The 22898-nt window shown below is 71.1% G+C and carries 20 protein-coding genes; 5 read left to right on the top strand and 15 right to left on the bottom strand.

Features of this window, described 5'->3' with window-relative positions:
* Positions 1 to 3: 3 nt before the first annotated feature.
* The 11 genes from LIV37_RS37140 to LIV37_RS37095 all read right to left on the bottom strand — a co-directional run bounded on the left by LIV37_RS37140 (position 4) and on the right by LIV37_RS37095 (position 10443).
* Positions 4 to 1206, bottom strand: coding sequence for a phosphoglycerate kinase (locus LIV37_RS37140; RefSeq protein WP_020872207.1), 1203 nt, complete (start codon positions 1204 to 1206; stop codon positions 4 to 6).
* A gap of 83 nt (positions 1207 to 1289) precedes the next feature.
* Positions 1290 to 2294, bottom strand: a complete 1005-nt coding sequence (gene gap / locus LIV37_RS37135) for a type I glyceraldehyde-3-phosphate dehydrogenase (RefSeq protein WP_020872206.1) — start codon at positions 2292 to 2294, stop codon at positions 1290 to 1292.
* 176 nt (positions 2295 to 2470) lie between these two features.
* Positions 2471 to 2917 carry a hypothetical protein gene (locus LIV37_RS37130; RefSeq protein ID WP_407077181.1) on the bottom strand — a complete coding sequence of 149 codons (447 nt, stop codon included), beginning with the start codon at positions 2915 to 2917 and terminating at the stop codon, positions 2471 to 2473.
* A gap of 365 nt (positions 2918 to 3282) precedes the next feature.
* On the bottom strand, positions 3283 to 3411 hold the full coding sequence (locus LIV37_RS51860; RefSeq protein ID WP_274596681.1) for a hypothetical protein: 129 nt from the start codon (positions 3409 to 3411) through the stop codon (positions 3283 to 3285).
* Between the two features lie 112 nt (positions 3412 to 3523).
* A complete protein-coding gene (locus tag LIV37_RS37125) occupies positions 3524 to 3850 on the bottom strand; it encodes a hypothetical protein (protein WP_020872205.1) in 327 nt (108 codons plus the stop codon).
* A 450-nt stretch (positions 3851 to 4300) separates the two neighbouring features.
* Positions 4301 to 4600, bottom strand: a complete 300-nt coding sequence (locus LIV37_RS37120) for a hypothetical protein (RefSeq protein ID WP_185058026.1) — start codon at positions 4598 to 4600, stop codon at positions 4301 to 4303.
* A 235-nt stretch (positions 4601 to 4835) separates the two neighbouring features.
* The gene (whiA, locus tag LIV37_RS37115; RefSeq protein ID WP_020872204.1) at positions 4836 to 5825 is read right to left on the bottom strand and encodes a DNA-binding protein WhiA; all 990 of its coding nucleotides are present in this window, start codon (positions 5823 to 5825) and stop codon (positions 4836 to 4838) included.
* Positions 5816 to 6835, bottom strand: a complete 1020-nt coding sequence (locus LIV37_RS37110) for a gluconeogenesis factor YvcK family protein (RefSeq protein ID WP_020872203.1) — start codon at positions 6833 to 6835, stop codon at positions 5816 to 5818. Before LIV37_RS37110 ends, whiA begins: the two co-directional genes overlap by 10 nt.
* Complete coding sequence (gene rapZ, locus LIV37_RS37105; RefSeq protein WP_020872202.1) at positions 6832 to 7767, bottom strand: RNase adapter RapZ; 936 nt, start codon at positions 7765 to 7767, stop codon at positions 6832 to 6834. Before rapZ ends, LIV37_RS37110 begins: the two co-directional genes overlap by 4 nt.
* Positions 7764 to 9905, bottom strand: a complete 2142-nt coding sequence (uvrC, locus tag LIV37_RS37100) for an excinuclease ABC subunit UvrC (protein WP_121824064.1) — start codon at positions 9903 to 9905, stop codon at positions 7764 to 7766. The genes rapZ and uvrC overlap by 4 nt, the downstream gene beginning before the upstream one ends.
* Before the next feature lie 112 nt (positions 9906 to 10017).
* Entirely contained in the window at positions 10018 to 10443 is a 426-nt protein-coding gene (locus LIV37_RS37095; protein ID WP_020872200.1) for a QcrA and Rieske domain-containing protein, read from the bottom strand.
* Between the two features lie 171 nt (positions 10444 to 10614).
* Between LIV37_RS37095 and LIV37_RS37090 the strand changes: the two genes are divergently transcribed.
* Both LIV37_RS37090 and LIV37_RS37085 read left to right on the top strand, forming a co-directional pair.
* Positions 10615 to 11694 carry a LacI family DNA-binding transcriptional regulator gene (locus tag LIV37_RS37090; protein WP_121824065.1) on the top strand — a complete coding sequence of 360 codons (1080 nt, stop codon included), beginning with the start codon at positions 10615 to 10617 and terminating at the stop codon, positions 11692 to 11694.
* Entirely contained in the window at positions 11691 to 12641 is a 951-nt protein-coding gene (locus LIV37_RS37085) for a carbohydrate kinase family protein (protein WP_020872199.1), read from the top strand. Before LIV37_RS37090 ends, LIV37_RS37085 begins: the two co-directional genes overlap by 4 nt.
* Before the next feature lie 93 nt (positions 12642 to 12734).
* Here LIV37_RS37085 and uvrA read toward each other — a convergent pair whose 3' ends face one another.
* On the bottom strand, positions 12735 to 15752 hold the full coding sequence (uvrA, locus tag LIV37_RS37080) for an excinuclease ABC subunit UvrA (RefSeq protein ID WP_020872198.1): 3018 nt from the start codon (positions 15750 to 15752) through the stop codon (positions 12735 to 12737).
* Positions 15753 to 15981: 229 nt separating this feature from the next.
* On the opposite strand from uvrA, the gene LIV37_RS37075 reads away from it, so the two are divergent.
* The 3 genes from LIV37_RS37075 to LIV37_RS37065 all read left to right on the top strand — a co-directional run bounded on the left by LIV37_RS37075 (position 15982) and on the right by LIV37_RS37065 (position 18821).
* The gene (locus tag LIV37_RS37075) at positions 15982 to 16728 is read left to right on the top strand and encodes a maleylpyruvate isomerase family mycothiol-dependent enzyme (protein ID WP_020872197.1); all 747 of its coding nucleotides are present in this window, start codon (positions 15982 to 15984) and stop codon (positions 16726 to 16728) included.
* A gap of 4 nt (positions 16729 to 16732) precedes the next feature.
* Complete coding sequence (locus LIV37_RS37070) at positions 16733 to 17389, top strand: MBL fold metallo-hydrolase (RefSeq protein ID WP_020872196.1); 657 nt, start codon at positions 16733 to 16735, stop codon at positions 17387 to 17389.
* 121 nt (positions 17390 to 17510) lie between these two features.
* A complete protein-coding gene (locus LIV37_RS37065) occupies positions 17511 to 18821 on the top strand; it encodes an MFS transporter (RefSeq protein WP_020872195.1) in 1311 nt (436 codons plus the stop codon).
* A 90-nt stretch (positions 18822 to 18911) separates the two neighbouring features.
* Here LIV37_RS37065 and LIV37_RS37060 read toward each other — a convergent pair whose 3' ends face one another.
* The 3 genes from LIV37_RS37060 to LIV37_RS37050 form a co-directional block, all read right to left on the bottom strand.
* On the bottom strand, positions 18912 to 19916 hold the full coding sequence (locus LIV37_RS37060) for a TerC family protein (protein ID WP_185058025.1): 1005 nt from the start codon (positions 19914 to 19916) through the stop codon (positions 18912 to 18914).
* A 242-nt stretch (positions 19917 to 20158) separates the two neighbouring features.
* Positions 20159 to 22099 carry a TerD family protein gene (locus LIV37_RS37055; RefSeq protein ID WP_121824067.1) on the bottom strand — a complete coding sequence of 647 codons (1941 nt, stop codon included), beginning with the start codon at positions 22097 to 22099 and terminating at the stop codon, positions 20159 to 20161.
* Positions 22100 to 22247: 148 nt separating this feature from the next.
* Positions 22248 to 22826, bottom strand: a complete 579-nt coding sequence (locus tag LIV37_RS37050) for a TerD family protein (RefSeq protein ID WP_020872192.1) — start codon at positions 22824 to 22826, stop codon at positions 22248 to 22250.
* Positions 22827 to 22898: the final 72 nt, after the last annotated feature.

Here is a 22898-nt window from a genome sequence, read left to right as displayed (position 1 = left end):
TGTTCAGTCCTCCAGTGCGGCGAGGCCGGGGAGCGTCTTGCCCTCGAGGTATTCGAGGCTCGCTCCACCGCCGGTCGAGATGTGGCCGAAAGCGTTCTCGTCGAAGCCCAGGATGCGTACGGCCGCGGCGGAGTCGCCGCCGCCGACCACGGTGAAGGCCGGGCTGTCCAGGAGCGCCTGGGCCACGGCCCGGGTGCCCTCGGCGAAGTCGGGGTGCTCGAAGACGCCCATGGGGCCGTTCCAGAAGACGGTGGCCGCGTCGGCCAGCTTCGAGGCGTACAGCTTGCGGGTCTCCGGGCCGATGTCCAGCCCCATGAGCTCGGCCGGGATCGCGTCCGCGGCGACGAGCCGCGGGTTCGCGGGGGCCTTGGTCTTCAGGTCCGGGAATTCGGACGCGGCCGTGACATCGACCGGGAGCACGAACTCCACACCGCGTTCCTCGGCCCGGCGCAGATAGTCCTGGACCGCCGGGACCTGGTCCTCCTGCAGCAGCGAACCGCCGACCTCGTGCCCCTGGGCCTTGAGGAAGGTGTAGGCCATGCCGCCGCCGATCAGGATGCGGTCGGCCTTCTCCAGGAGGTGGTCGATCACGCCGAGCTTGTCGGAGACCTTGGCGCCGCCGAGGACCACCGCGTAGGGCCGCTTGACGTCCTCGGTGAGCTTCTTCAGGACGGTGAGCTCGGCGGCGATCAGGTCGCCCGCGGCGTGCGGCAGCCGCGCCGGGAGGTCGTACACCGAGGCGTGCTTGCGGTGGACCGCGCCGAAGCCGTCGCCCACGTAGAGGTCGGCGAGGCCGGCGAGCCGGTCGGCGAAGGCGCCGCGCTCGGTGTCGTCCTTACTGGTCTCACCGGCGTTGAAGCGCAGGTTCTCCAGCAGCGCGACCTCGCCGTCGCCGAGGGCCGCCACGGTGGCCCGGGCGCTGTCGTCCACGGTGTCGGTCGCGAAGGCGACCTGCTTGCCGAGGAGTTCGCCGAGCCGCCGGGCGACCGGGGCGAGCGAGTACTGGGGGTCCGGGGCGCCCTTGGGGCGGCCCAGGTGCGAGGCGACGATCACCTTGGCGCCCCGGTCCAGGAGCTTGGTGATCGTCGGGACGGCGGCGCGGATCCGGCCGTCGTCGGTGATCGTCTCGCCGTCGAGCGGAACGTTCAGATCGGCACGGACGAAGACCCGCTGCCCGGCGACCTGAAGATCGTCAATCGTCTTCACAGGGATGACTCCTTGATCATGGATCGGGGCCCGTTACGACGGCGTCGTAGCGGGCCCCGTTTCCTAGCTCATCGGGACAGCGGTCAGAGCCGGCCGCCGACGAAGACGGTCAGGTCGACGAGGCGGTTGGAGTAGCCCCACTCGTTGTCGTACCAGCCGACGACCTTGACCTGCTTGCCCTGGACCATGGTCAGGGAGGAGTCGAACGTGCAGGACGCGGGCCAGTTGACGATGTCCGAGGAGACGATCGGGTCCTCGGTGTACTCGAGGATGCCCTTGAGCTGACCCTCGGCGGCCTTCTGGAAGGCGGTGTTGATCTCGTCCTTGGTGACCTCGCGGTCGAGCTCCAGGACGAGGTCGGTGACCGAGCCGGTCGGGACCGGGACGCGCATCGCGATGCCGTCCAGCTTGCCCTTGAGCTGCGGGAGGACCAGCGCGGTGGCCTTGGCGGCACCGGTGGAGGTCGGGATGATGTTCTCGGCCGCCGCGCGGGCGCGACGCAGGTCCTTGTGCGGGAAGTCCAGGATGCGCTGGTCGTTGGTGTACGCGTGGACCGTCGTCATCATGCCCTTGACGATGCCGAAGTTCTCGTCGAGGACCTTGGCCATCGGCGCCACACAGTTGGTGGTGCAGGAGGCGTTGGAGATGACGTGGTGGTTCGCCGGGTCGTACTTGTCCTGGTTGACGCCCATCACGATGGTGATGTCCTCGTTCTTGGCGGGCGCGGAGATCAGGACCTTCTTGGCGCCGGCGGCAAGGTGCTTGGCGGCGTCATCACGCTTGGTGAAGATGCCGGTGGACTCCACCACGATGTCGGCGCCGAGTTCGCCCCACGGAAGGGCGGCCGGGTCGCGCTCGGCCATCGTCTTGAAGGTCTGGTTGCCCACCGTGATGGTGTCCTCGGTGTGGCTGACCTCGTGCTTCAGCCGGCCGAGGATGGAGTCGTACTTGAGCAGGTGGACCAGGGTGGCGTTGTCGGTCAGGTCGTTGACACCGACGATCTCGATGTCCGCGCCCTGCTCAAGGAGCGCGCGGAAGTAGTTGCGACCGATGCGGCCGAAGCCATTGATGCCTACGCGGATCGTCACGAACCGATCTCCTCGTTGGTGTGCCGGTCTGGACGCCGGCGAACGTGTAATGGGATGTCCCCGACCGCCTCCGACCCTACCGCTATCACGGGACGTACGTGACATTGGCATCGGCGGCCCATGACCACCGGAAAGTGGTACGGACCGCCGATTCAGTCACGATGTGTCACGCACTGTCAACGACGCAGCGCACGTAGCGCGTCGCCCACCAGCCGGGCCCTCTGGCCGGTGTCGGGGACGTGCTCGAGGCCGAATCCCAGCAGCACGGTGTCCCGCGTGGTGACACCCGCGACGGTGTGGAAGAGCTCCCGGGAACGGGACCGGTCCCCGGCGTTGGCCGGACTGCCCTCCGGCGCCCCTCGCACCGTCCACGGGCCGAGCGCGGTCTCGAAGCCCTCGGATTCCTCGGCGGTGCCGCCGACCGTGAGCTCGGTGCCGTCCACGAAGGCACCCCTGCCGCCGGTGCCCGGGTCGGTGACGTACGAGATGGCCGGCTCGGCCTTCTTGCCCGCGTAGCCGCTCACGTCCAGCGAGACCGGCACCCACCCCTCGGAGGAGCCCGTCAGGCTGTTCCAGGAGCCGGTGTTGCCCTTCGCGGTGCAGCCGTCGTCACCGGGGGTCAGCTAGTGCTTCCGCCTGTCCTTGCGAGGAACCCCGGGCGATCACGCCTGGGAGAAATCGCATCCTCCGCCGTCGGACTGCGCAGCGGTCCGGCAATCCCTTCGCATCCGTTCGCGAGCCTGCAACGCACGAACCGGCTTGCCGGGGATGCGACTCAGATGGCGCTGACCGAACGGATGCCGCTGGGCGCGCCCCAGTGTGCGGCCCCGTCAGCGGTCCCACACCGCAGTCCTGCGGTGGATGTGATTCGCGGCGCGGAAGCCAGCCGCGCAGGACATGAATCGGTGTGGCCGACTGAGTCAACAAGCTCGGTCCGTTCACGGCCGAGAAGTTGACGAACGGGTGCAGGTTGAGCAGGAAGCCCGCCTCACACTCGTTGGGCACCTCGGTGGAGAAGCCGCCGTTCGCGTCGGGGGCGGGTGGTCCAGTCGTCCTGGCTCGCGGTGCGCGCCTCGACGATCACATGGTCGTAGCCGGGCTCGGTGTCATAGGTCAACTGCTCGGCCGTATACGACGAGTTTGTTGACTCGGTTTGATACGGCTCCGCTTATGCTCCCGACTGCCCCCTACGGCAGGACGGTCACGGGTCACATCTACCAGTCCCCGCGCTATGCGGGGACCGGGTCGGGCATGCAGGTGAACCGCACGTTCTTGACCCGGCCGTCCAGGGTCCAGACGCTCACGGTCCGGGTGTCGTAGTTCCAGCTCAGGCTCCGGTCGTCAAAAGTGTGCGCGGCGTGCGGACGGAAGACGACCCGCTTGGACTCCGCCTTGCTCCGGCGCTTGGAGTGCTCGGGGCCGAGATTCCCGGCCTTGATGTTGGCCCGCAGCGTCGTACAGGCGTCGGCCACGCGCTTGATGATGTGCTGCGCGGCCTGTGCCCCGAACCCACGGGTCTTCAGCTCGCCGTAACACCGCTTCCGCAGCTCGCGCACGCTGCCCTTGAGCCCCCCAGTGCTCGAAGGACACGGCGGAGACCCAGTTCGCGGCCTCGTTGATCGCGGGCAGGGTGCGCTCAAATGCCGGAGCCTGCAAGGCATCCGGCATCAGCTTCACTTGCGTCACGGTCTCGGACCGTAGTACGACCACCGCACACAAGCTCGCATTTACTCATCGATCACCATAACCAGTGACTCGCAGGCCGGTTGTTCGATTCTCTGGCTCCGCCAATCGTCCGGGCGTTCTGCGCTGGACAGACAGCAGAGCGGCGACCCTCCGGAACGCCACTACGGGAGGCGATGACTCCGCCATCGCGGACACCAAGCAAGCGCTCCGGCGCATGACCGGGGGACGTGTGCGCCGCCGGATCGCCCGTGTTCTTCAGGGGCGCGAGGTGCGGGTACGGGGAGCGGGGACGCGGCTTCCGCGCTTCACTCCCGAGGCGGTCAGCCGACCACACCCTCGGCCAGCCGCTGCTTCAGCCCGCCCTTGCCGCTGTCGGGGCGGAAGACACCGTCGCCCGCGGCCTTCAGCCGGTCGCGGCCCTGCGCGGAGACCTTCTTCTCGGCGAGCCGCACGTCCTTGCCGCGCAAGCGGGCGGCCTGCTCGGCGGTGAGGTAGAGCTCGACCGGGCCGGTGCCCTCGTCGGGCATCTGCCGCCCCAGTTCGGTGCCGTCCACTCCGGCGCGGAGCAGCAGCGGGATGTCAACTTCTCGGCCGTGAACACAAGGCTCACGCCGAGTCATGCTCTCCTGCACAGCCGGCTTCCGCGCCCGGAGTCACATCCACCGCAGGACTGCGGTGCGGGACCGATGACGGGACCCCACGCCAGGCATCGCCCGGCGACATCCGCCCGGTCAGCGCCATCTGAGCCGTATCCCCGGCGAGCCGGTTCGTGCCTTGCAGGCTCGCGAGCGGATAGGGAGGGACTACCGGGCCGCTGCGCGGTCTCAGGACGGTCGGCCCCGGGCACGGGCGCCGTCAGCCGACCATGCCGTCGGCCATCTCCTCGGTCAGGCTGGACTCGGTGCCGGGGATGCCCAGGTCCTGGGCGCGCTTGTCGGCCATGGCCAGCAGCCGGCGGATACGGCCCGCGACGGCGTCCTTGGTCAGCGGCGGGTCGGCGAGGGCGCCCAGCTCCTCCAGGGACGCCTGCTTGTGCTCCATGCGCAGCCGCCCGGCCGCGGCGAGGTGCTCGGGCACCTCGTCGCCCAGGATCTCCAGGGCGCGCTGCACCCGGGCCCCGGCGGCGACGGCGGCGCGGGCCGAGCGGCGCAGATTGGCGTCGTCGAAGTTGGCGAGGCGGTTGGCGGTGGCCCGCACCTCGCGGCGCATCCGCCGCTCCTCCCAGGCGAGGACCGACTCATGCGCCCCCAGCCGCGTCAACAGCGCGCCGATGGCATCACCGTCCCGGACGACCACCCGGTCCACCCCGCGCACCTCGCGCGCCTTGGCCGCGATCTGCAGCCGGCGGGCGGCGCCGACCAGGGCGAGCGCGGCCTCCGGGCCGGGGCAGGTCACCTCCAGGGAGGACGAGCGGCCGGGCTCGGTGAGCGAGCCGTGGGCGAGGAAGGCCCCGCGCCAGGCGGCCTCGGCGTCGCAGGTGGCGCCGGAGACGACCTGCGGCGGCAGTCCGCGGATCGGCCGGCCGCGGCCGTCGACCAGACCGGTCTGCCGCGCCAGCTGGTCACCGCCCGCCACCACCCGCACCACGTACCGGCTGCCGCGGCGCAGCCCGCCGGGGGCCATCACCACCAGGTCCGAGGAGTGGCCGAAGATCTCCAGGATGTCCTTGCGGACCCTGCGGGCCGCGATCCCGGTGTCCAGCTCCGCCTCGATCACGATGCGCCCGCTGACCAGGTGCAGCCCGCCCGCGAACCGCAGGATCGCCGAGACCTCCGCTTTCCGGCAGCAGGTCCGGGTGACGGGGAGCCGGGAGATTTCGTCCTTCACCGCTGCCGTCATCGCCATGGGCCGATCCTTCCATGCATCCGAAAAATACGGTCGTACGCGGCCGCCAGAAGCTCCGGGTCGTGCTTCGGGGCACCGTCGGTCGCGGCCACCGGCGCCAGCTCGACTGTGCCGCCCAGCCGCTTGGCGGCGTCGCACAGACTGCTCTGGTCGGGGACGGCGGCCTGATCGGCCAGCACCACGTCGAAGGCGAGTTTAGGGGCGTGTCGGGCCAAAACCTCCAAATGACGCTGCGGGGAGAAGCCGTCGGTTTCTCCCGGCTGAGGGGCGAGGTTCAGCGAGAGCACGCGCCGGGCCTTGGTCTCGGTGAGCGCCTTGAGCAGATCGGGGACCAGCAGATGCGGGATCACGGAGGAGAACCAGGAGCCGGGCCCCAGCACCACCCAGTCGGCGTCCATGACCGCGTCAACGGCCTCGGGGACGGCCGGCGGATCGTGCGGCACCAGATGGACCGACTGCACCTCGCCGGGGGTGAGCGCCACGGTGGCCTGCCCGGCGACGGTGGAGACCTCGTCCGGGCGCGCCGGGTCATGGCCCCGGACGTACGCCTGGAGCTCCAGGGGGACGGCCGACATGGGCAGCACCCGGCCGTGGGCGCCCAGCAGCTTGCCGACCAGGTCGAGCGCCTTCACATGGTCGCCCAGCTGCTCCCACAGGGCGACGATCAGCACATTGCCGACCGCGTGGCCGTGCAGCTCGCCCTCGCTGGCGAAGCGGTGCTGGATGACCCGCGCCCAGGTCTGGCCCCAGTCGTCGTCGCCGCACAGCGCGGCCAGGGCCTTGCGCAGATCGCCGGGCGGCAGCACGCCCAGCTCGTCGCGGAGGCGTCCGCTGGAGCCCCCGTCGTCGGCCACGGTGACGACGGCGGTCAGATCGCCGGTGATCCGGCGCAGCGCGGCGAGCGACGCCGACAGGCCCATGCCGCCGCCCAGGGCGACGACCTTGGGCTGTGCGCCCCGGTTCGTCCGCGCCCCGACCAGCCGTCGCAGCCGGTTGCTACGAATGGTCACTCGCGCCCCATGTCCCGGTGGACGATGACGGTCTCCACTCCCTCGGCGGCGAGCCGCGGGGCGAGCCGTTCGGACATCGCGACGCTGCGGTGCTTGCCGCCGGTGCAGCCGACGGCGATGGTCACATAGCGCTTGCCCTCGCGGCGGTAGCCCGCGGCGATGAGCTGGAGCAGTTCCGCGTAGCGGTCCAGGAACTCCTTGGCGCCGGGCTGGTTGAAGACATAGCTGGAGACCTCCTCGTTGAGCCCGGTGAAGGGGCGCAGCTCGGGGACCCAGTGCGGATTGGGCAGGAAGCGGCAGTCCACCACCAGATCGGCGTCGACCGGCAGCCCGTACTTGTAGCCGAACGACATCACGGTGGCCCGCAGCTCGGGCTCCTCCTCGCCCGCGAACTGGGCGTCCATCTTGGCGCGCAGCTCATGGACGTTGAGGCTGGAGGTGTCGATCACCAGATCGGCGTCCCCGCGCAGCTCGCGCAGCAGATCGCGCTCGGCGGCGATGCCGTCCACGATCCGGCCGTCGCCCTGGAGGGGGTGCGGGCGGCGCACGGACTCGAAACGGCGCACCAGCGCCTCGTCGGACGCCTCCAGGAACAGCACGCGCCGCTTGACGTTCTTGGCGGCGAGGTCCGCGAGGGACTCGCGGAGGTTGTCGAAGAAGCGGCGGCCGCGGACGTCCACCACCACGGCGATCCGGGCCACGTTGCCCTGGGAGCGGGCGCCCAGGTCGACCATGGTGGGGATCAGCGCGGGCGGCAGGTTGTCCACGACGAACCAGCCGAGGTCCTCCAGACACTTGGCGGCGGTGCTGCGGCCCGCGCCCGACATTCCAGAGATGATCACCAGCTCGGGGATGGCCGCCGCCTCGGCGGGCTCGCCCGACGTGCCCGTATTCACCTGCGCTCCGTCTCCGTGGTTCTCGTGCTCGGTCATGGTCTGGTCCCCCCGTTCGACGAAGCCGCGCCAGCGGCCTCGTCCTCAATGATCTCTCCTGTGGCGGTGTTCACGGCGGGCGCGGCCGGGGCGGCCCCGGCGAGCGCCGCGGCGACCGTCTCGGCCGTCTTACGGCCGACGCCGGGCACCTCGCAGATCTGCTCGACGGTGGCGGCGCGCAGCCGCTTGACCGAGCCGAAGTGCTTCAGCAGGGCCTGCTTACGGCTGTCACCGAGGCCGGGAACGGTGTCCAGCGGCCCGGCCTTCAGCGACTTGGCGCGCTTGCTGCGCTGGTAGGTGATGGCGAAGCGGTGGGCCTCGTCGCGGACCCGCTGGAGGAGGTAGAGCCCCTCGCTGCTGCGGGGCAGCACCACCGGGTCCTCCTCGTCCGGCAGCCATACCTCCTCGAGCCGCTTGGCGAGGCCGCAGACGGCGACATCGTCGACGCCGAGCTCGTCCAGGGCCCGCTTGGCGGCGGCCACCTGCGGCTTGCCGCCGTCGACCACGACGAGCTGGGGCGGGTAGGCGAACCGCTTCGGCCTGCCCTCCTCGTCGATCGGGCCGGAGGGCCCCTGGTCGGGGCCGTCGGGTCCAGCGGGTCCCTCGGGTCCGTCGGGTCCAGCGGATCCGTCGAGGGGCTGCCCGGGGGCCCCGGTGGACCCGGCGGGCTCGGACGCCTCGACAGCCCCGGGAACCCCGGAAGCCCCGGTGACTTCCTCCTGCCACTCCCCCGTCTTCTGCTTCTCCTGCAGATAGCGGCGGAAGCGGCGGCTCACGACCTCGTGCATGGAGCGGACATCGTCCTGCCCGGCGAAGCTCTTGATCTGGAAGCGGCGGTACTCACTCTTCCGGGGGAGCCCGTCCTCGAAGACCACCATGGAGGCCACCACGTCATCGCCCTGGAGATGGGAGATGTCGAAGCACTCCACACGCAGCGGAGCGGAGTCCAGCCCCAGGGCCTCGGCGATCTCCTCCAGCGCCCGGGAGCGGGTGGTGAGGTCGGAGGCGCGCTTGGTCTTGTGCAGCGCGAGCGCCTGCTGGGCGTTGCGCTGCACGGTCTCCATGAGGTCCTTCTTGTCGCCGCGCTGCGGGATGCGCAGATCGACCCGGGAGCCCCGGCGCCCGGCGAGCCACTGGGCGACCGGCTCGGCCGGTTCCGGCACGGCGGGCACCAGGACCTCCTTGGGGACGGCGTCGCCGCGCTCCTCCCCGTACAGCTGCTGGAGGGCGTGCTCGACCAGCCCGGCGGTGTCGACGGCCTCGACCTTGTCGGTGACCCAGCCGCGCTGACCGCGCACCCGGCCGCCGCGCACATGGAAGATCTGGACGGCCGCCTCCAGCTCGTCCTCGGCGACCGCTATCAGGTCCGCGTCGGTGGCGTCGGCGAGCACCACCGCGTTCTTCTCCATGGCGCGCTTGAGCGCCCCTATGTCGTCACGGAGCCGGGCCGCCTTCTCGTACTCCATCTCCTCGGCCGCCTCGTGCATCCGCTCCTCCAGACGGCGCAGATAGGTGCCGGTGCGGCCGGCCATGAAGTCGCAGAACTCCTCGGCCAGTTGGCGGTGCTCCTCGGCGGTGACACGGCCGACGCAGGGGGCCGAGCACTTGCCGATGTAGCCGAGCAGACAGGGGCGGCCGATCTGGGCGGAGCGCTTGAACACCCCGGCGGAGCAGGTCCGGACGGGGAACACGCGCAGCATCAGGTCGACGGTCTCGCGGATGGCCCAGGCGTGGGCGTACGGGCCGAAGTAGCGCACGCCCTTCTTCTTGGCACCGCGCATCACCTGGACCCGGGGGAACTCCTCGTTGAGGGTCACGGCGAGGGAGGGGTAGCTCTTGTCGTCGCGGTACATGACGTTGAACCGGGGGTCGAACTCCTTGATCCAGGAGTACTCGAGCTGCAGGGCCTCGACCTCGGTGGAGACCACGGTCCATTCCACGGCGGCGGCCGTGGTGACCATGGTGCGGGTCCGCGGGTGGAGGTTCGCCAGGTCCTGGAAGTACGACGAGAGCCGCTGGCGCAGGCTCTTCGCCTTTCCGACGTAGATCACCCGGCCGTGCTCGTCACGGAACTTGTAGACCCCCGGCGAGTCGGGGATCTGTCCCGGCTTGGGGCGGTAGCTGCTCGGGTCGGCCATGGTCACCACCCTACTTGCGGGGAGTGACACATCCGGTGCCGTCGGGACGCGGTTCGGTGAGGTCCAGGGGATTTCAGGAGTCGCCGGCCTCGCCCGTCCAGATGCCGTCCGCTCAGGCGTCGGGGCCCGCGACGAGCCGTCCGCCCTTCGCGGTGACCGGGACCGACGGCAGGGGCTTCTCCGCGGGCCCCTGGACGACCTTGCCGGTGCGGGCGTCGAACTGGCTGCCGTGGCAGGGACAGTTGATCTTGCCGTCCTCGACGGTGTCGACGACGCATCCGGCGTGGGTGCACACCGCGCTGAACGCCGTGAACTCCCCCTTGGCGGGCTGGGCCACCACCACCCGCTGCTCGCGGTAGATCTTGGCGCCGCCGACCGGCACGACACCGGCCGAGCCGAGTTCGACGGGGGCGGTGGGCGTCGGGGACACCTTCTTGCCCGATCCGTCCGGGGAGCAGGCCGCCACCCCGAGCCCGGCGGCTCCGGCCAGCGCTGCGCGGCACAGCACGGTTCGACGGGAGGCGGGCTGGCTGGACATCTGCGGCTCCTGGGGGTGTGAGGGCCCTCCGACCATACCGGCACAGATCCATCCGTCCGCGGCCGCCCCCGGGGTGTGCGCAAGCGCTTACGCAAACGTTTACGCCGAGCGCCCGATGCGATACGTTACGTGCCCCTCCCCCGACGATCTCGACGTTAAGGACCGCAGCGGATGGCAACCATGGTCGATGTCGCCCGTCGCGCCGGGGTGTCCGTGGCCACCGTCTCGCACGTGCTCAACAAGACCCGGCCGGTGCGCCCCGGCACCCGTAAGGCCGTGCTGGACGCCATCGACGACCTCGGCTACATCCCCAACACGCTGGCGCGCTCCCTGGTGACCGCGCGCACCCGCTCGATCGGCCTGGCCGTCTCGGCGATCAGCAATCCGTACTTCACCGAGATCCTCCAGGGCGTCGAGTCCAGCGCCCTGGAGCGGGGCTACGGCCTGCTGATCGCCGATCCGCATGACGACCCCGCGCATGAGCTGACCGTCGTCCGGCTGCTCCATGAGCGGCGGGTGGACGGCGTGATCCTCGCCCCGTCGGCCGAGCCCGCCGGGCTGCTGGAGTATCTGGGCCGCCGCAAGATCCCCGCGGTCTTCCTCGACCGGCTGGTCGGCGACGCCCACGACCAGGTGTGCGCCGAGAACACGCGCCCCGTCGAACAGCTGGTCGACCATCTCGCCGATCTCGGCCACCTCCGCATCGGGCTGGTCGCGGGGCTGCCGGGGCTGAGCACCACCACCGAGCGGATCGCGGGCTACCGGGCCGGGCTGGAGCGGCACGGGCTGCCGTTCCGCCCCGGGCTGCTGGCCGAGGGCCACTCCGAGGCGCGGGGTGCGGAGGACGCCGTTCACCGGCTGCTGGCCTCCCCCGAACCGCCCACCGCGATCATCACCGCGAACAACGCGATGACCATCGGTGCGCTGCGCGCCCTGCGGACGGCGGGGCTGAGCGTGCCGGACGATCTCGCGCTGGTCTGCTTCGACGACTTCTCCTGGGCGGATGTCTTCTCCCCCGGGCTCACCGCGATCTCCCAGCCCAGCCGGGAGGTCGGCGCCACCGCCGTCCGGCTGCTGCTCGATCGGCTGGAGAATCCGGGGCGGCCGCCGCGCACCGTACGGCTGCCCTGTGCCTTCGTCCACCGCACCTCGTGCGGCTGTGCGGCCGAAGCCCCCGACCCACCGCTCGACCGACCGCTCCCCGGAACCCCCGGAATCGCCGGAATCGCCGGAAAGGACCCCGTCTCGTGATCGTCGTCGCCGGAGAAGCCCTGATCGACCTCGTGCCCGAACGCACGTCGAGCGCCGCGGCGGCGGGCCAGTTGCCCGCGCTGCGCCCCGCGCGCGGCGGCGGCCCGTACAACACCGCGCTGGCGCTGGGGCGGCTCGGCTCGCCCACCGCGTTCTGCTCGCGGGTCTCCACGGACGGCTTCGGGGAGGCGCTGCTGGAGGGCCTGCGGAAGGACGGTGTGGACACCGCGCTGGTGCAGCGCGGCGAGGAGCCCACGACCCTGGCCGTCGCCTCCATCGGGGCCGATGGCTCGGCCGGGTACGGCTTCTATGTGCAGGGCACCGCGGACCGGCTCTTCACCCTGCCGCCGTCCCTTCCCGAGGGGGTGAGCGCGCTGTCGCTGGGCACCTGCTCGCTGGTGCTGGAGCCGGGCGCGAGCGCGTACGAGGAACTGCTGCGGCGCGAGGCCGCGCGCGGGGTCTTCACCACGCTGGACCCCAATATCCGCACCGGCCTGATCCCCGACGCCGATGCCTACCGGGCCCGCTTCCACGGCTGGCTGCCCCATATCGGCCTGCTGAAGCTGTCCATAGAGGACGCCAGGTGGCTGGCCGACTCGGAGGACGCGGGGGATGTCGAGAGGGCCGTGGGCGCGTGGCTGGCGACGGGTCCGGCGGCCGTGGTGCTCACCCATGGCGGGGAGGGGCTGAGCGTACGGCGCCAGGACGGCTCGGTGATCTCGGTGCCGGGCGAGCGGGTGGACATCGTGGACACCATCGGGGCGGGTGACACCGTGAACGCCGCGCTGCTGCACCGGCTGGCGGGGCACCAGGCGCTGTCGGCGCCCGCACTGGCCAAGCTGGACGAGGCGGCCTGGCGGGATGTGCTGGGCTTCGCCGCCCGCGCCGCCGCGATCACCTGCTCCCGCGCGGGCGCGGAGCCGCCCTACGCGTCCGAGCTGGCCTGAGCCTGCCGCTGTACGCCTGAGCACGCCGCTGTACGCCTGAGCACGCGCCGCGCCCGGATCGGTCCGGGCGTGGCGCGGGCACAGCGGCTCGGGCTACTTCGCGGCCGCCCGCTTGGAGGCGGCCGTGGTCTTGGCCGCCGCCTTCTTGGCCACGGTCTTCTTCGCCGCGGTCTTCTTGGCCGCCGTGGACTTCGCGGCGGCCTTCTTGGCGGGCGCCTTCTTGCTGGTCACGCCGCCCTTGCGCGCGGCGGGCACCGTGGCGTCGCTCACCCGGTCGCCCAGCATGTCCCGCAGGAACTTCCCGGTGTGGCTGACCGGGATCGAGGCCACGTCCTCCGGGGTGCCCTCGGCGATCACCAGACCGCCGCCGCTGCCGCCCTCGGGGCCCATGTCCACGACCCAGTCGGCCGTCTTGATCACATCGAGGTTGTGCTCGATGACGATCACCGTGTTGCCCTTGTCGACCAGGCCGGAGAGCACGCTGATCAGCTTGCTGATGTCCTCGAAGTGCAGACCGGTGGTCGGCTCGTCCAGCACATACACCGTGCGGCCGGTGGACCGCTTCTGGAGCTCGCTCGCCAGCTTGACGCGCTGGGCCTCACCGCCGGAGAGGGTCGGCGCGGGCTGCCCGAGCCGGACATAGCCCAGCCCGACCTCGTTGAGGGTGCGCAGATGGCGGGCGATGGTGGGCACGGCCTCGAAGAAGTCCAGGGCCTCCTCGATGGGCATGTCCAGCACCTCGGCGATGGACTTGCCCTTGTAGTGCACCTCCAGGGTCTCCCGGTTGTAGCGCGCGCCGTGGCAGACCTCGCACGGCACATACACATCCGGCAGGAAGTTCATCTCGATCTTGATGGTGCCGTCACCGGAGCAGTTCTCGCAGCGGCCGCCCTTGACGTTGAAGGAGAACCGGCCGGGCTGGTACCCCCGGACCTTGGCCTCCATCGTCTCCGCGAACAGCTTGCGCACATGGTCGAAGACGCCGGTGTACGTGGCCGGGTTCGAGCGCGGGGTGCGGCCGATGGGCGACTGGTCGACATGCACCACCTTGTCGACGAGATCGTCGCCGGCGACCCGGGTGTGCCGCCCGGGAACCGCCCGCGCCCCGTTCAGCTCGCGGGCCAGATGGGTGTAGAGGATGTCGTTGACCAGCGTGGACTTACCCGATCCGGAGACACCGGTGACGGCGGTGAGCACCCCGAGCGGGAAGGACACGTCGATGTCCTGGAGGTTGTTCTCCCGGGCGCCGTGGACCGTGAGCCGCCGCTTGGGATCCATGGGCCGGCGGGCCGCCGGCAGCGGGATGGCCTTCTTGCCGGACAGATAGTGCCCGGTCACCGACTCCTGGTTGACCAGCAGCTCGCTCAGCGGCCCGCTGTGCACCACCTTGCCGCCGTGCTCGCCCGCGCCCGGGCCGATGTCCACCACCCAGTCCGAGGTCTTGATGGTGTCCTCGTCGTGCTCCACGACGATCAGGGTGTTGCCGAGGTCGCGCAGCCGTACCAGCGTCTCGATCAGCCGGTGATTGTCACGCTGGTGCAGGCCGATGGACGGCTCGTCCAGCACATAGAGCACACCGACCAGGCCGGAGCCGATCTGGGTGGCCAGCCGGATGCGCTGGGCCTCGCCGCCGGAGAGGGTGCCCGCGGCGCGGTTGAGCGAGAGGTAGTCCAGGCCGACGTCGACCAGGAACCGCAGCCGCTCGTTGACCTCCTTGAGGACCCGCTCGGCGATGGTCTTCTCGCGCGCGCTCAGCTCCATGCCGCGCAGGAACTCGGCGCATTCGCTGATCGACATCGCCGAGACATCCGCGATGGACTTGTCCTGCACGGTGACGGCCAGCACGATCGGCTTGAGGCGGGTGCCCTCACAGGTGGGGCAGGGCACCTCGCGCATATAGCCCTCGAACCGCTCCCGGCTGGCGTCGCTCTCCGCCTCCGAGTGGCGCCGCTTCACATAGGGCAGCGCGCCCTCGAAGGCCGTGGTGTACGCCCGCTGGCGGCCGTAGCGATTGCGGTAGCGGACCTCGATCTGGGTCCGGTGCCCGTTGAGCAGCGCCTTCTTGGCGCGCTGCGGAAGCCCGGCCCAGGGGACGTCGGTACGGAAGCCGAGCGCGTCGGCGAGCGCGCCGACCAGACGGCCGAAATAGTCCTTGGTGTGGCCGTGGGACCAGGGGTGGATGGCGCCCTCGTCCAGCGACTTCTCCTCGTCCGGGACGATCAGCTCCGGGTCGACCTCCATCCGGGTGCCGATGCCGGTGCACTCCGGGCAGGCGCCGAAGGGCGAGTTGAAGGAGAAGGTGCGCGGCTCCAGCTCCTCGAAGGACAGGTCGTCGTACGGGCAGTAGAGATGCTCGGAGAACATCCGCTCCCGCTGCGGGTCGTCCTCCTCCAGGTCCACGAAGTCGAGGATCACCATGCCGCCGGAGAGGCCGAGCGCGGTCTCCACCGAGTCCGTCAGCCGGCGCTTGGCGCTGTCCTTGACGGTGAGGCGGTCCACGACCACCTCGATGGTGTGCTTCTCCTGCTTCTTCAGCTTCGGCGGGTCGGACAGCTGGATGGTGGCGCCGTCCACCCGGGCGCGGCTGTAGCCCTTGGTCTGGAGATCGGAGAAGAGGTCGACGAACTCCCCCTTGCGCTCGCGCACCAGCGGGGAGAGCACCTGGAAGCGGCTGCCCTCGGGGAGCTCCAGCACCCGGTCCACGATCGCCTGCGGCGACTGGCGGGCGATCGGACGGCCGCATTCGGGGCAGTGCGGCTTGCCGATACGGGCGAACAGCAGCCGGAGGTAGTCATAGACCTCGGTGATGGTGCCGACCGTCGAGCGCGGGTTCCGCGAGGTCGACTTCTGGTCGATCGACACCGCGGGGGACAGGCCCTCGATGAAGTCCACATCGGGCTTGTCCATCTGCCCCAGGAACTGGCGGGCGTAGGAGGAGAGCGACTCGACGTACCGGCGCTGCCCCTCGGCGAAGATCGTGTCGAACGCGAGGGACGACTTGCCCGACCCGGACAGCCCGGTGAAGACGATGAGCGAGTCGCGGGGAAGGTCGAGTGAGACGTTCTTGAGGTTGTGCTCGCGAGCGCCACGAACGATGAGACGGTCGGCCACGCCGGTCGGCACCTTTCTTGAGAGAGTCGGGGTGCGCCGAGCCCGCTCGCGGGGCGGCCCTGCCGGTCGGAGCAGAGGCGGAGCGGAGCGAAGCCCCCAACCCAGGGTATGGGGGCACGACGACGATGTCTTAAGGATGCAGCACGCCGAGCCTATAGCACGCACATTCGATTTGCGGGCCACGGGAGCCGACTTCACCCGATCGTGTGGTGCGCACTACGGTCGGGTCATGACCGACTACGCCGGGGCCGACTACGCCCGGGACGCCGCCGCCGTACAGGAGGCGACGGACCGGCTGCTGACCGCCGTCGCCGCCCTCGACGAGGCCTCCCTCACCCGTCCATCGGAGCTCCCGGGCTGGACCCGCGGCCATGTCCTGGCCCATCTGGCCCGCAACGCGGACGCGATGGTGAACCTCCTCACCTGGGCCCGGACCGGTGAAGAGACCCCGATGTACCCCGACGCGGAGACGCGCGACGCCGACATCCGGCGGGATGCCGACCGGCCGCTCGCCGTCCACCTGGACGATCTGCGCACCAGCGCCACCCGCTTCGACGCGGCGGTCGCCGCGCTGCCCCCGGAGCGCCTGCCGTACGAGGTGACCCCGCGCGGCGGTGTCCGGGAGCCGGCCGCCGGGCTGCCGCTGCGCCGCCTCACCGAGGTCGAGCTGCACCATGTCGATCTCGGCGTCGGCCGCACCGTGACGGATCTCCCCGCCACGTTCGTCGAGAGCCTGCTCACCGTGCTGATTGGTACAAGGTTCGCCGGGCGCCCGGATATTCCCCCGCTGCGGCTGGCCACCGGGCCCGGCGAAGCGGACGTCCGGCACACCGGCCGCCCCGCCGCCCCCGGGGAGTCCCCGGTCACCGTCACCGGCTCCCCCGCCGCCCTGCTGGGCTGGCTCACCGGCCGTACGGACGGCGCCGGTCTCTCCTGCCCCGACGGTCCCTTGCCCCTCCTGCCCGCACTAGGCTGAGGCCATGACCTACAGCGGAGTGGTGACGGTCGGCGGACCGGCCGACGTGCATGAACTGCCCGATCTCATGATCTCGAAGGTCGCGGTCGGCCCCATGTCCAACAACGCCTATCTGCTGCGCTGCCGGGCCACCGACGAACAGCTGCTGATCGACGCCGCCGCGGAGCCCCACACCCTGCTCTCCCTCATCGGCGAGAGCGGGATCGCGTCCCTGGTCACCACCCACCGCCACCCCGACCACTGGGGCGCGCTGCGCGAGGTGATGGAGGCCACCGGCGCCCGTACCTACGCTGGCCGCTACGACGCGGAGGGCATCCCGGCGCGCACCGATGTCCTGGTCGAGGACGGCGACACGCTGCGGGTCGGCCGGGTCGAGCTGACCGCCCGCCATCTGGTCGGCCACACCCCCGGCAGCATCGCCCTGATCTACGACGATCCGCACGGCCATCCGCACGTCTTCACCGGCGACTGCCTGTTCCCGGGCGGGGTCGGTAACACCCGTAAGGATCCCAAGGCTTTCGAGAGCCTGATCAACGACGTCGAGAGCAAGCTCTTCGACCAGCTCTCCGACGAGACCTGGGTCTACCCCGGCCACGGCGACGACACCACCCTCGGCGCCGAGCGCCCGCACCTCGGGGAGTGGCGCGAGCGCGGCTGGTAGCGGCGCTCGCACGGCCCCGGAGCGCCGCGCGCCTCCGTACGCCCCGTGACCCCCGGCGGGCCGGGGCGGTTGTCGCGTCATGCAGCACGACCGCTCACCGCAGCATGACCGCTCACCGTCCATGGCCCGCCTCGCGGCCGCGTCCCTGGCCGGCACCGCGATCGAGTTCTACGACTTCTTCGTCTACGGCACGGCCGCGGCGCTCGTCCTCGGCCCGCTGTTCTTCCCCACCTTCTCGCCGCTGGCCGGCACCCTCGCCGCCTTCGGCACCTTCGCCGTCGGCTTCGTCTCCCGGCCGCTGGGCTCGATGCTCTTCGGGCCCCTCGGCGACCGCCACGGGCGCCGTCCGGTGCTCATCGCCTCGCTGCTGCTCACCGGTCTCGCGACCGTCGCGGTGGGCTTCGTACCGGCCTACGACTCGATCGGCATCGCCGCCCCCGTCCTGCTGCTCGTGCTGCGCTTCCTTCAGGGGCTGGGGCTGGGCGGCGAATGGGGCGGCGCGGTGCTGCTGACCGCCGAGCACGCGCCCGCCGCGAGGCGCGGGCTGTGGTCGGGCTTTCCGCAGGTCGGCCCGTCCATCGGCTTTCTGCTGGCCAATGGCACGATGCTGGCCCTGTCGGCCACGCTGAGCGACGGCGAGTTCCGGTCCTGGGGGTGGCGGGTGCCGTTCTGGGGCGCGGGGCTGCTGGCGGGCGCCGGGCTGCTGCTGCGGGCCCAGGTGACCGAGTCCCCGCAGTTCCGGGAGCTGGCCGAGCGCGGCGAGCAGGCCGCGGCGCCGCTGGCCGAGGTGGTGCGCGGCCACTGGCGGCTGGTCCTGCTGACCGCGGGCGGGCTGGCGGTGGGCTACGCCGTCTTCTACGCGGTCACGACCTGGTCCCTGGCGTACGGCACGGAGCGGCTCGGGGTGGCCCGCACCACCCTGCTCGGCTGCATCATGGCGGCCGTGGCGGTCCTGGGCGCCCTGACGCCCCTGGCGGCCCATCTCGGCGACCGCTTCGGGCGGCGGCCGATGTGCCTGGTGGGCTGCGTGGCCATCGTGGTGTGGATGTTTCCGCTGGTGGCACTGTTGCGCACCGGTGAGCCGCCGCTGATGTTCCTGGGCTTCCTGGGCGCGCTGCTCTCCTTCATCACCATGTTCGCCGTGACCTCGGCCTATCTGCCCGAGCTTTTCGAGGCGCGGGTGCGCTGTACGGGGGCGGCGCTCGGCTACAACCTCGCGGGCGTCCTGGGCGGGGCGCTCACCCCGATCGTGGCGACGGCGGTGTCCCACGGCGACGGCCCGCCCTGGGGCGTCGCCGCGTATCTGACCGCCGTGGCGCTGCTGAGCCTGGGCTGTTTCGCCCTGCTGCCGGAGACACGGCCGACGGCCGACCGTCCGGACGGTGGACGGTCGGCCGTACGGCCTCTGGAGGCCGGGGAGGCGGCTGTGTGAGCCCGTCCTCCCGGACCCGGGACGGACAGAGCTGTCGGACGTCGTCGGGCGCTCTCTGGCGCCGTCAGGGCGGTGACGCCGCGGGCGCCGTCAGACGTCGACGCTGTCCTTGTCCCGGGTCCGGTCCTCCCCGCTCCCCGCCTCCGCCAGGGCCTGTTTCCTCGAGGCGTACAGACTGGTGGCCGTGGTGACGGCGAGCACCGCGCAGATGACGCCGAGCGAGACCGGGATGCTGATCTCCGGGACATGCACCCCGGACTCGTGCAGCGCGTGCAGCACCAGCTTGACGCCGATGAAGCCGAGGATGATCGACAGTCCGTACGAGAGGTGGACCAGCTTCCTGAGCAGGCCGCCGATGAGGAAGTACAGCTGGCGCAGGCCCATCAGCGCGAAGGCGTTGGCGGTGAAGACGATGTACGGGTCCTGGGTGAGGCCGAAGATCGCGGGTATCGAGTCCAGCGCGAAGAGGACGTCCGTGGTGCCGATCGCCAGCATGACGATCAGCATCGGGGTCATCAGCCGCTTGCCGTTCTCCACGATGAACAGCTTGGTGTCGTGGTACCGGTCGGTGGACGGGAACCGCTTCTCGACCGCCTTGAGCAGCCGGTTCTCCTCGAACTCCTCTTCCTCCTCATCGGCCCGCGCCTCCTGGATGAGCTTCCAGGCCGTCCAGATGAGGAAGGCGCCGAAGATGTAGAAGACCCAGGCGAAGGTCGAGACGATCGCGGCGCCGGCGGCGATGAAGACCGCGCGCAGCACCAGGGCGATGAGCACACCCACCATCAGCACGCGCTGCTGGTAGATCGTCGGCACGGCGAACTTCGCCATGATCAGGACGAAGACGAAGAGGTTGTCGACGCTCAGCGACTTCTCGGTGATGAAGCCCGCGAAGAATTCGCCGGAGGGCTGGCCGCCCGCGAAGACCAGCAGCCCGAGCCCGAAGAGCCCGGCCAGGGCGACCCAGACGGCGGTCCAGATCCCGGCCTCCTTGATGGAGACCTCATGCGGTTTGCGGCCGCCGATGAAGAAGTCGACGGCGATCAGGGCGCAGAGGCCGATGATCGTCAACCCCCACATGGTCACGGATACGTCCACGGTTCCTCCGGCATTCGTACGGCAGTCTCAGCGTCGTCGCTGCCGGAGGTCTCTTCCGCCCGTGGACCGCGCCATGGACCGGTGCCCCGGGATTCCGTCCGGCCTCCTGGTGCCGGACGGAATCCGTGGTGACGGGAACACCGCTAAGGAGTACTCCCCTCCGCGTAAAAGAGAGTACAGGAATCCCCATGAGAGAGTAAAGAGAAAGGCAAAAGCCCTGGTCAGGGCCGGGTCAGCCCTGGTCAGCCGCCATACGACTGGCGGGCCCGCGCGGCCCGCAGAGCCTGCGCGGCCCTCCCCACCTCCCCCAGCACCTGGTCCAGCACCCGGCTGCCCGGCGGCACCGTCGGCGGCTCGTACGTCCACGCGTGGCCCACCCAGGGGTCGGCGAGGTGGTCGTCGGCCACCGGCGTGAGCCGCAGCAGCGACCGCCACAGCGGGTCCAGCACCGGACCGTAGGCCCGCGCGTCCTCGCGGTCGGCGACCATCATCAGATGCACGCCCACCGAGGGCCCCTCGTCCGCCAGATAGCGCAGCTGGGTGACGGCCCGGTCGTCGAAGCCGTGCGGGAAGTCATGGACGATCAGCAGCTGCTCGGCGATGTCCACTTCCGGCGGCAGCGCGTCCGTGGCCCCGCTGCGGATCGCCATCTGCACCAGGTCGACACGCTGGGTCAGCGCGGCGAGCACCGCCGAGACCCCCTGGGCCCCGGTCGCCGGCGGCTCGGCCAGCACACCCGACCCCACCAGCGGCGCGAACGAGCCCGCGGCCGAACCCGCCGGGTCGATCACATGCACCGCGAACTCCCCGACCGGATAGACGGCCAGCATCCGCGCCGCGATCGCCACCGCCGCGTCCGCCGCCAGCCTGCGCTGCTCACCGGAGTCGGCCGGCCCGTCGAACGAGCCGGAACGCCCGGCGTCGATCCACAGCCCCCGCTCCAGCGGAAGCCGCACCAGCATCGGGATGTGCAGATCCGCGCGCTCCGGAAGGTGCAGATCGCCCAGGCGCAGGGCCATCGGGACCTCCATCGGCACCTGGTACGCCTGCCACACCGGGCTGTCCCAGCGGGCGTAGGCGTACGGCAGCGCGGGCTCCACCACCTCGGCCTCGGCGATGAGCTGCGCCAGATCGCGGTCCAGGGCGATCCGGGCCTGCTCCACGAGGTCGGTCTGCTTGGCGCGCGCCTCGGCGCGGGCGGAGTCGGCGGCCGGGCCCACCCGGGTGCGCGGGTCGGAGAGCACCCGGTCCAGCTCCTGCTCCATACGGGACTCGGCGAAGTCCACCGCGCTGCGGTAGGCCGCGGTCGTCCGGGCCAGGTCCTCGAACATGCCCCAGATCTGGTTGTAGAGCCGCTCGTCCATGGACCAGCCGGAGGCGTCGCCCGCGACCGGCTGGGCGGGCTGTCCGGGCGCGGCGGGCGGCGCCGTGGGCGGGGGCGTGGGCGGCGTGGCCGTACGTCGGCCCGGGTGCTGGTAGTCGATGGACCCTCCGGCGGCGGGCGTGCCCTGCGGCTGCTGCGGCGGGGTCTGCGGCTGGGCGGGGGCCGGGTCGGTGGCGCCGCCCGCGGCGGCCGTGCGCACCCGGCCGTCGCCCTCCGGGCGGGGCGGGGGCTGGGCGACCGAGCGGGCCATGCCTCGGGCCACCGCCTCGTTGATCCGCGCCGCGAGGGCGGTGCCCTGCTCCAGCCCCTGGTCGTGCAGCATGGCGGCCAGCCCGCCCGCGTACCCCTGGCCGATGGCGCGCACCTTCCAGGCACCCTGCCTGCGGTAGAGCTCCAGGGCGGCCACCGCGGACTCCGAGTCCAGATCGGTGATGGTGTAGCTGGCGATCTCGGTGCCGTCGAGGCCGGTGACGGCGGCGAACGGCGCGGCCATGGCGCCGAACCGGGCCGGGCCGCCGACACCGGTCGGCAGCGCGAGCAGCACGGTGACCCGGTGGATGTGCTCGGGCATCGCGTCGAGGTCCACGGCGAGCCGGTGGTCGGCCGCCGCCTGTTTGGGCACCTCTATCCCGGCCAGTTGGGGCGAGGCGGGATGCGCGACCCATTCGGCGCCGTGCACCGTGCCCCGCTCATCGCCGAGTGTCGCCCCGGCCACGATCGGATTGCCCGCAGAGATCCGGATCTCCAAACGGGTCTGGGGCAGCGGGTGGTTCTGCCCTCGGACCAGCTCGGCCGTCATGGCTGCGTCCCCTCGTTGTGTTCCGCTGTGTGCCGTACGTGTTGTGTGGTGATGCGATGGTGCGATGAGCGCGTCGGCCCGGCGAGCTCTGCTCAACCGGGCCGACGCGCTCACCTGGGCGGTACGCCTTTACAGATGCGGTACGCCCTTACAGATGCGGCAGGATGTGCGGCATCAGGTCCTGGAAGGTGCGGCCGTTGGCCGGCTCGCCGACCGCCTTCATCTGCCAGGAGCTGCCCGCGCGCTGGACCGTGGCCATGATCTGGGCGGTGTACTGCCCGCCGCCGGTGAGGGTGTAGCGGGCGAGCTCCTGGCCGTTGGTCTCGTCCACCAGCCGGCAGAACGCGTTCTGCACCTCGGCGAAGGTCTGGCCGGTGAAGGAGTTCACCGTGAAGACGATCTGATCGATGTGGACGGGCACCCGCTGGAGGTCGACCAGGATGGCCTCGTCGTCGCCGCCCTGTCCGGCGCCGCCCACGAGGTTGTCACCGGTGTGGCGGACCGAGCCGTCGTCGCTGACCAGGTGGCGGAAGAAGACGACGTCGGTCGGCTGCTTGTCGGCGAAGAGGACGGCCGACGCGTCGAGGTCGATCTCCCGCGTACGGGAGCCGAACAGCCCGCGGCGGGGCGCCGCCTGCCAGCCCAGCCCCATCCGCACCGCGGTCAGGGTGCCCCCGTCGGCCTTCTGCAGGCTGATGGCCTGTCCCTTGGACATGTTGACCGTCACGCGCTGTCCCTACTCTCATCTCTCGATTCCCCGTGGCCGCCGCGGGTGTGCGGCCGTGGCCGCGCCGTACGC

It is taken from the genome of Streptomyces rapamycinicus NRRL 5491, from assembly GCF_024298965.1.
Taxonomy (GTDB): Bacteria; Actinomycetota; Actinomycetes; order Streptomycetales; family Streptomycetaceae; genus Streptomyces; species Streptomyces rapamycinicus.
The sequence above is the reverse complement of the archived record's forward strand: the minus strand, read 5'-3'. Positions and strand labels throughout refer to the sequence as shown.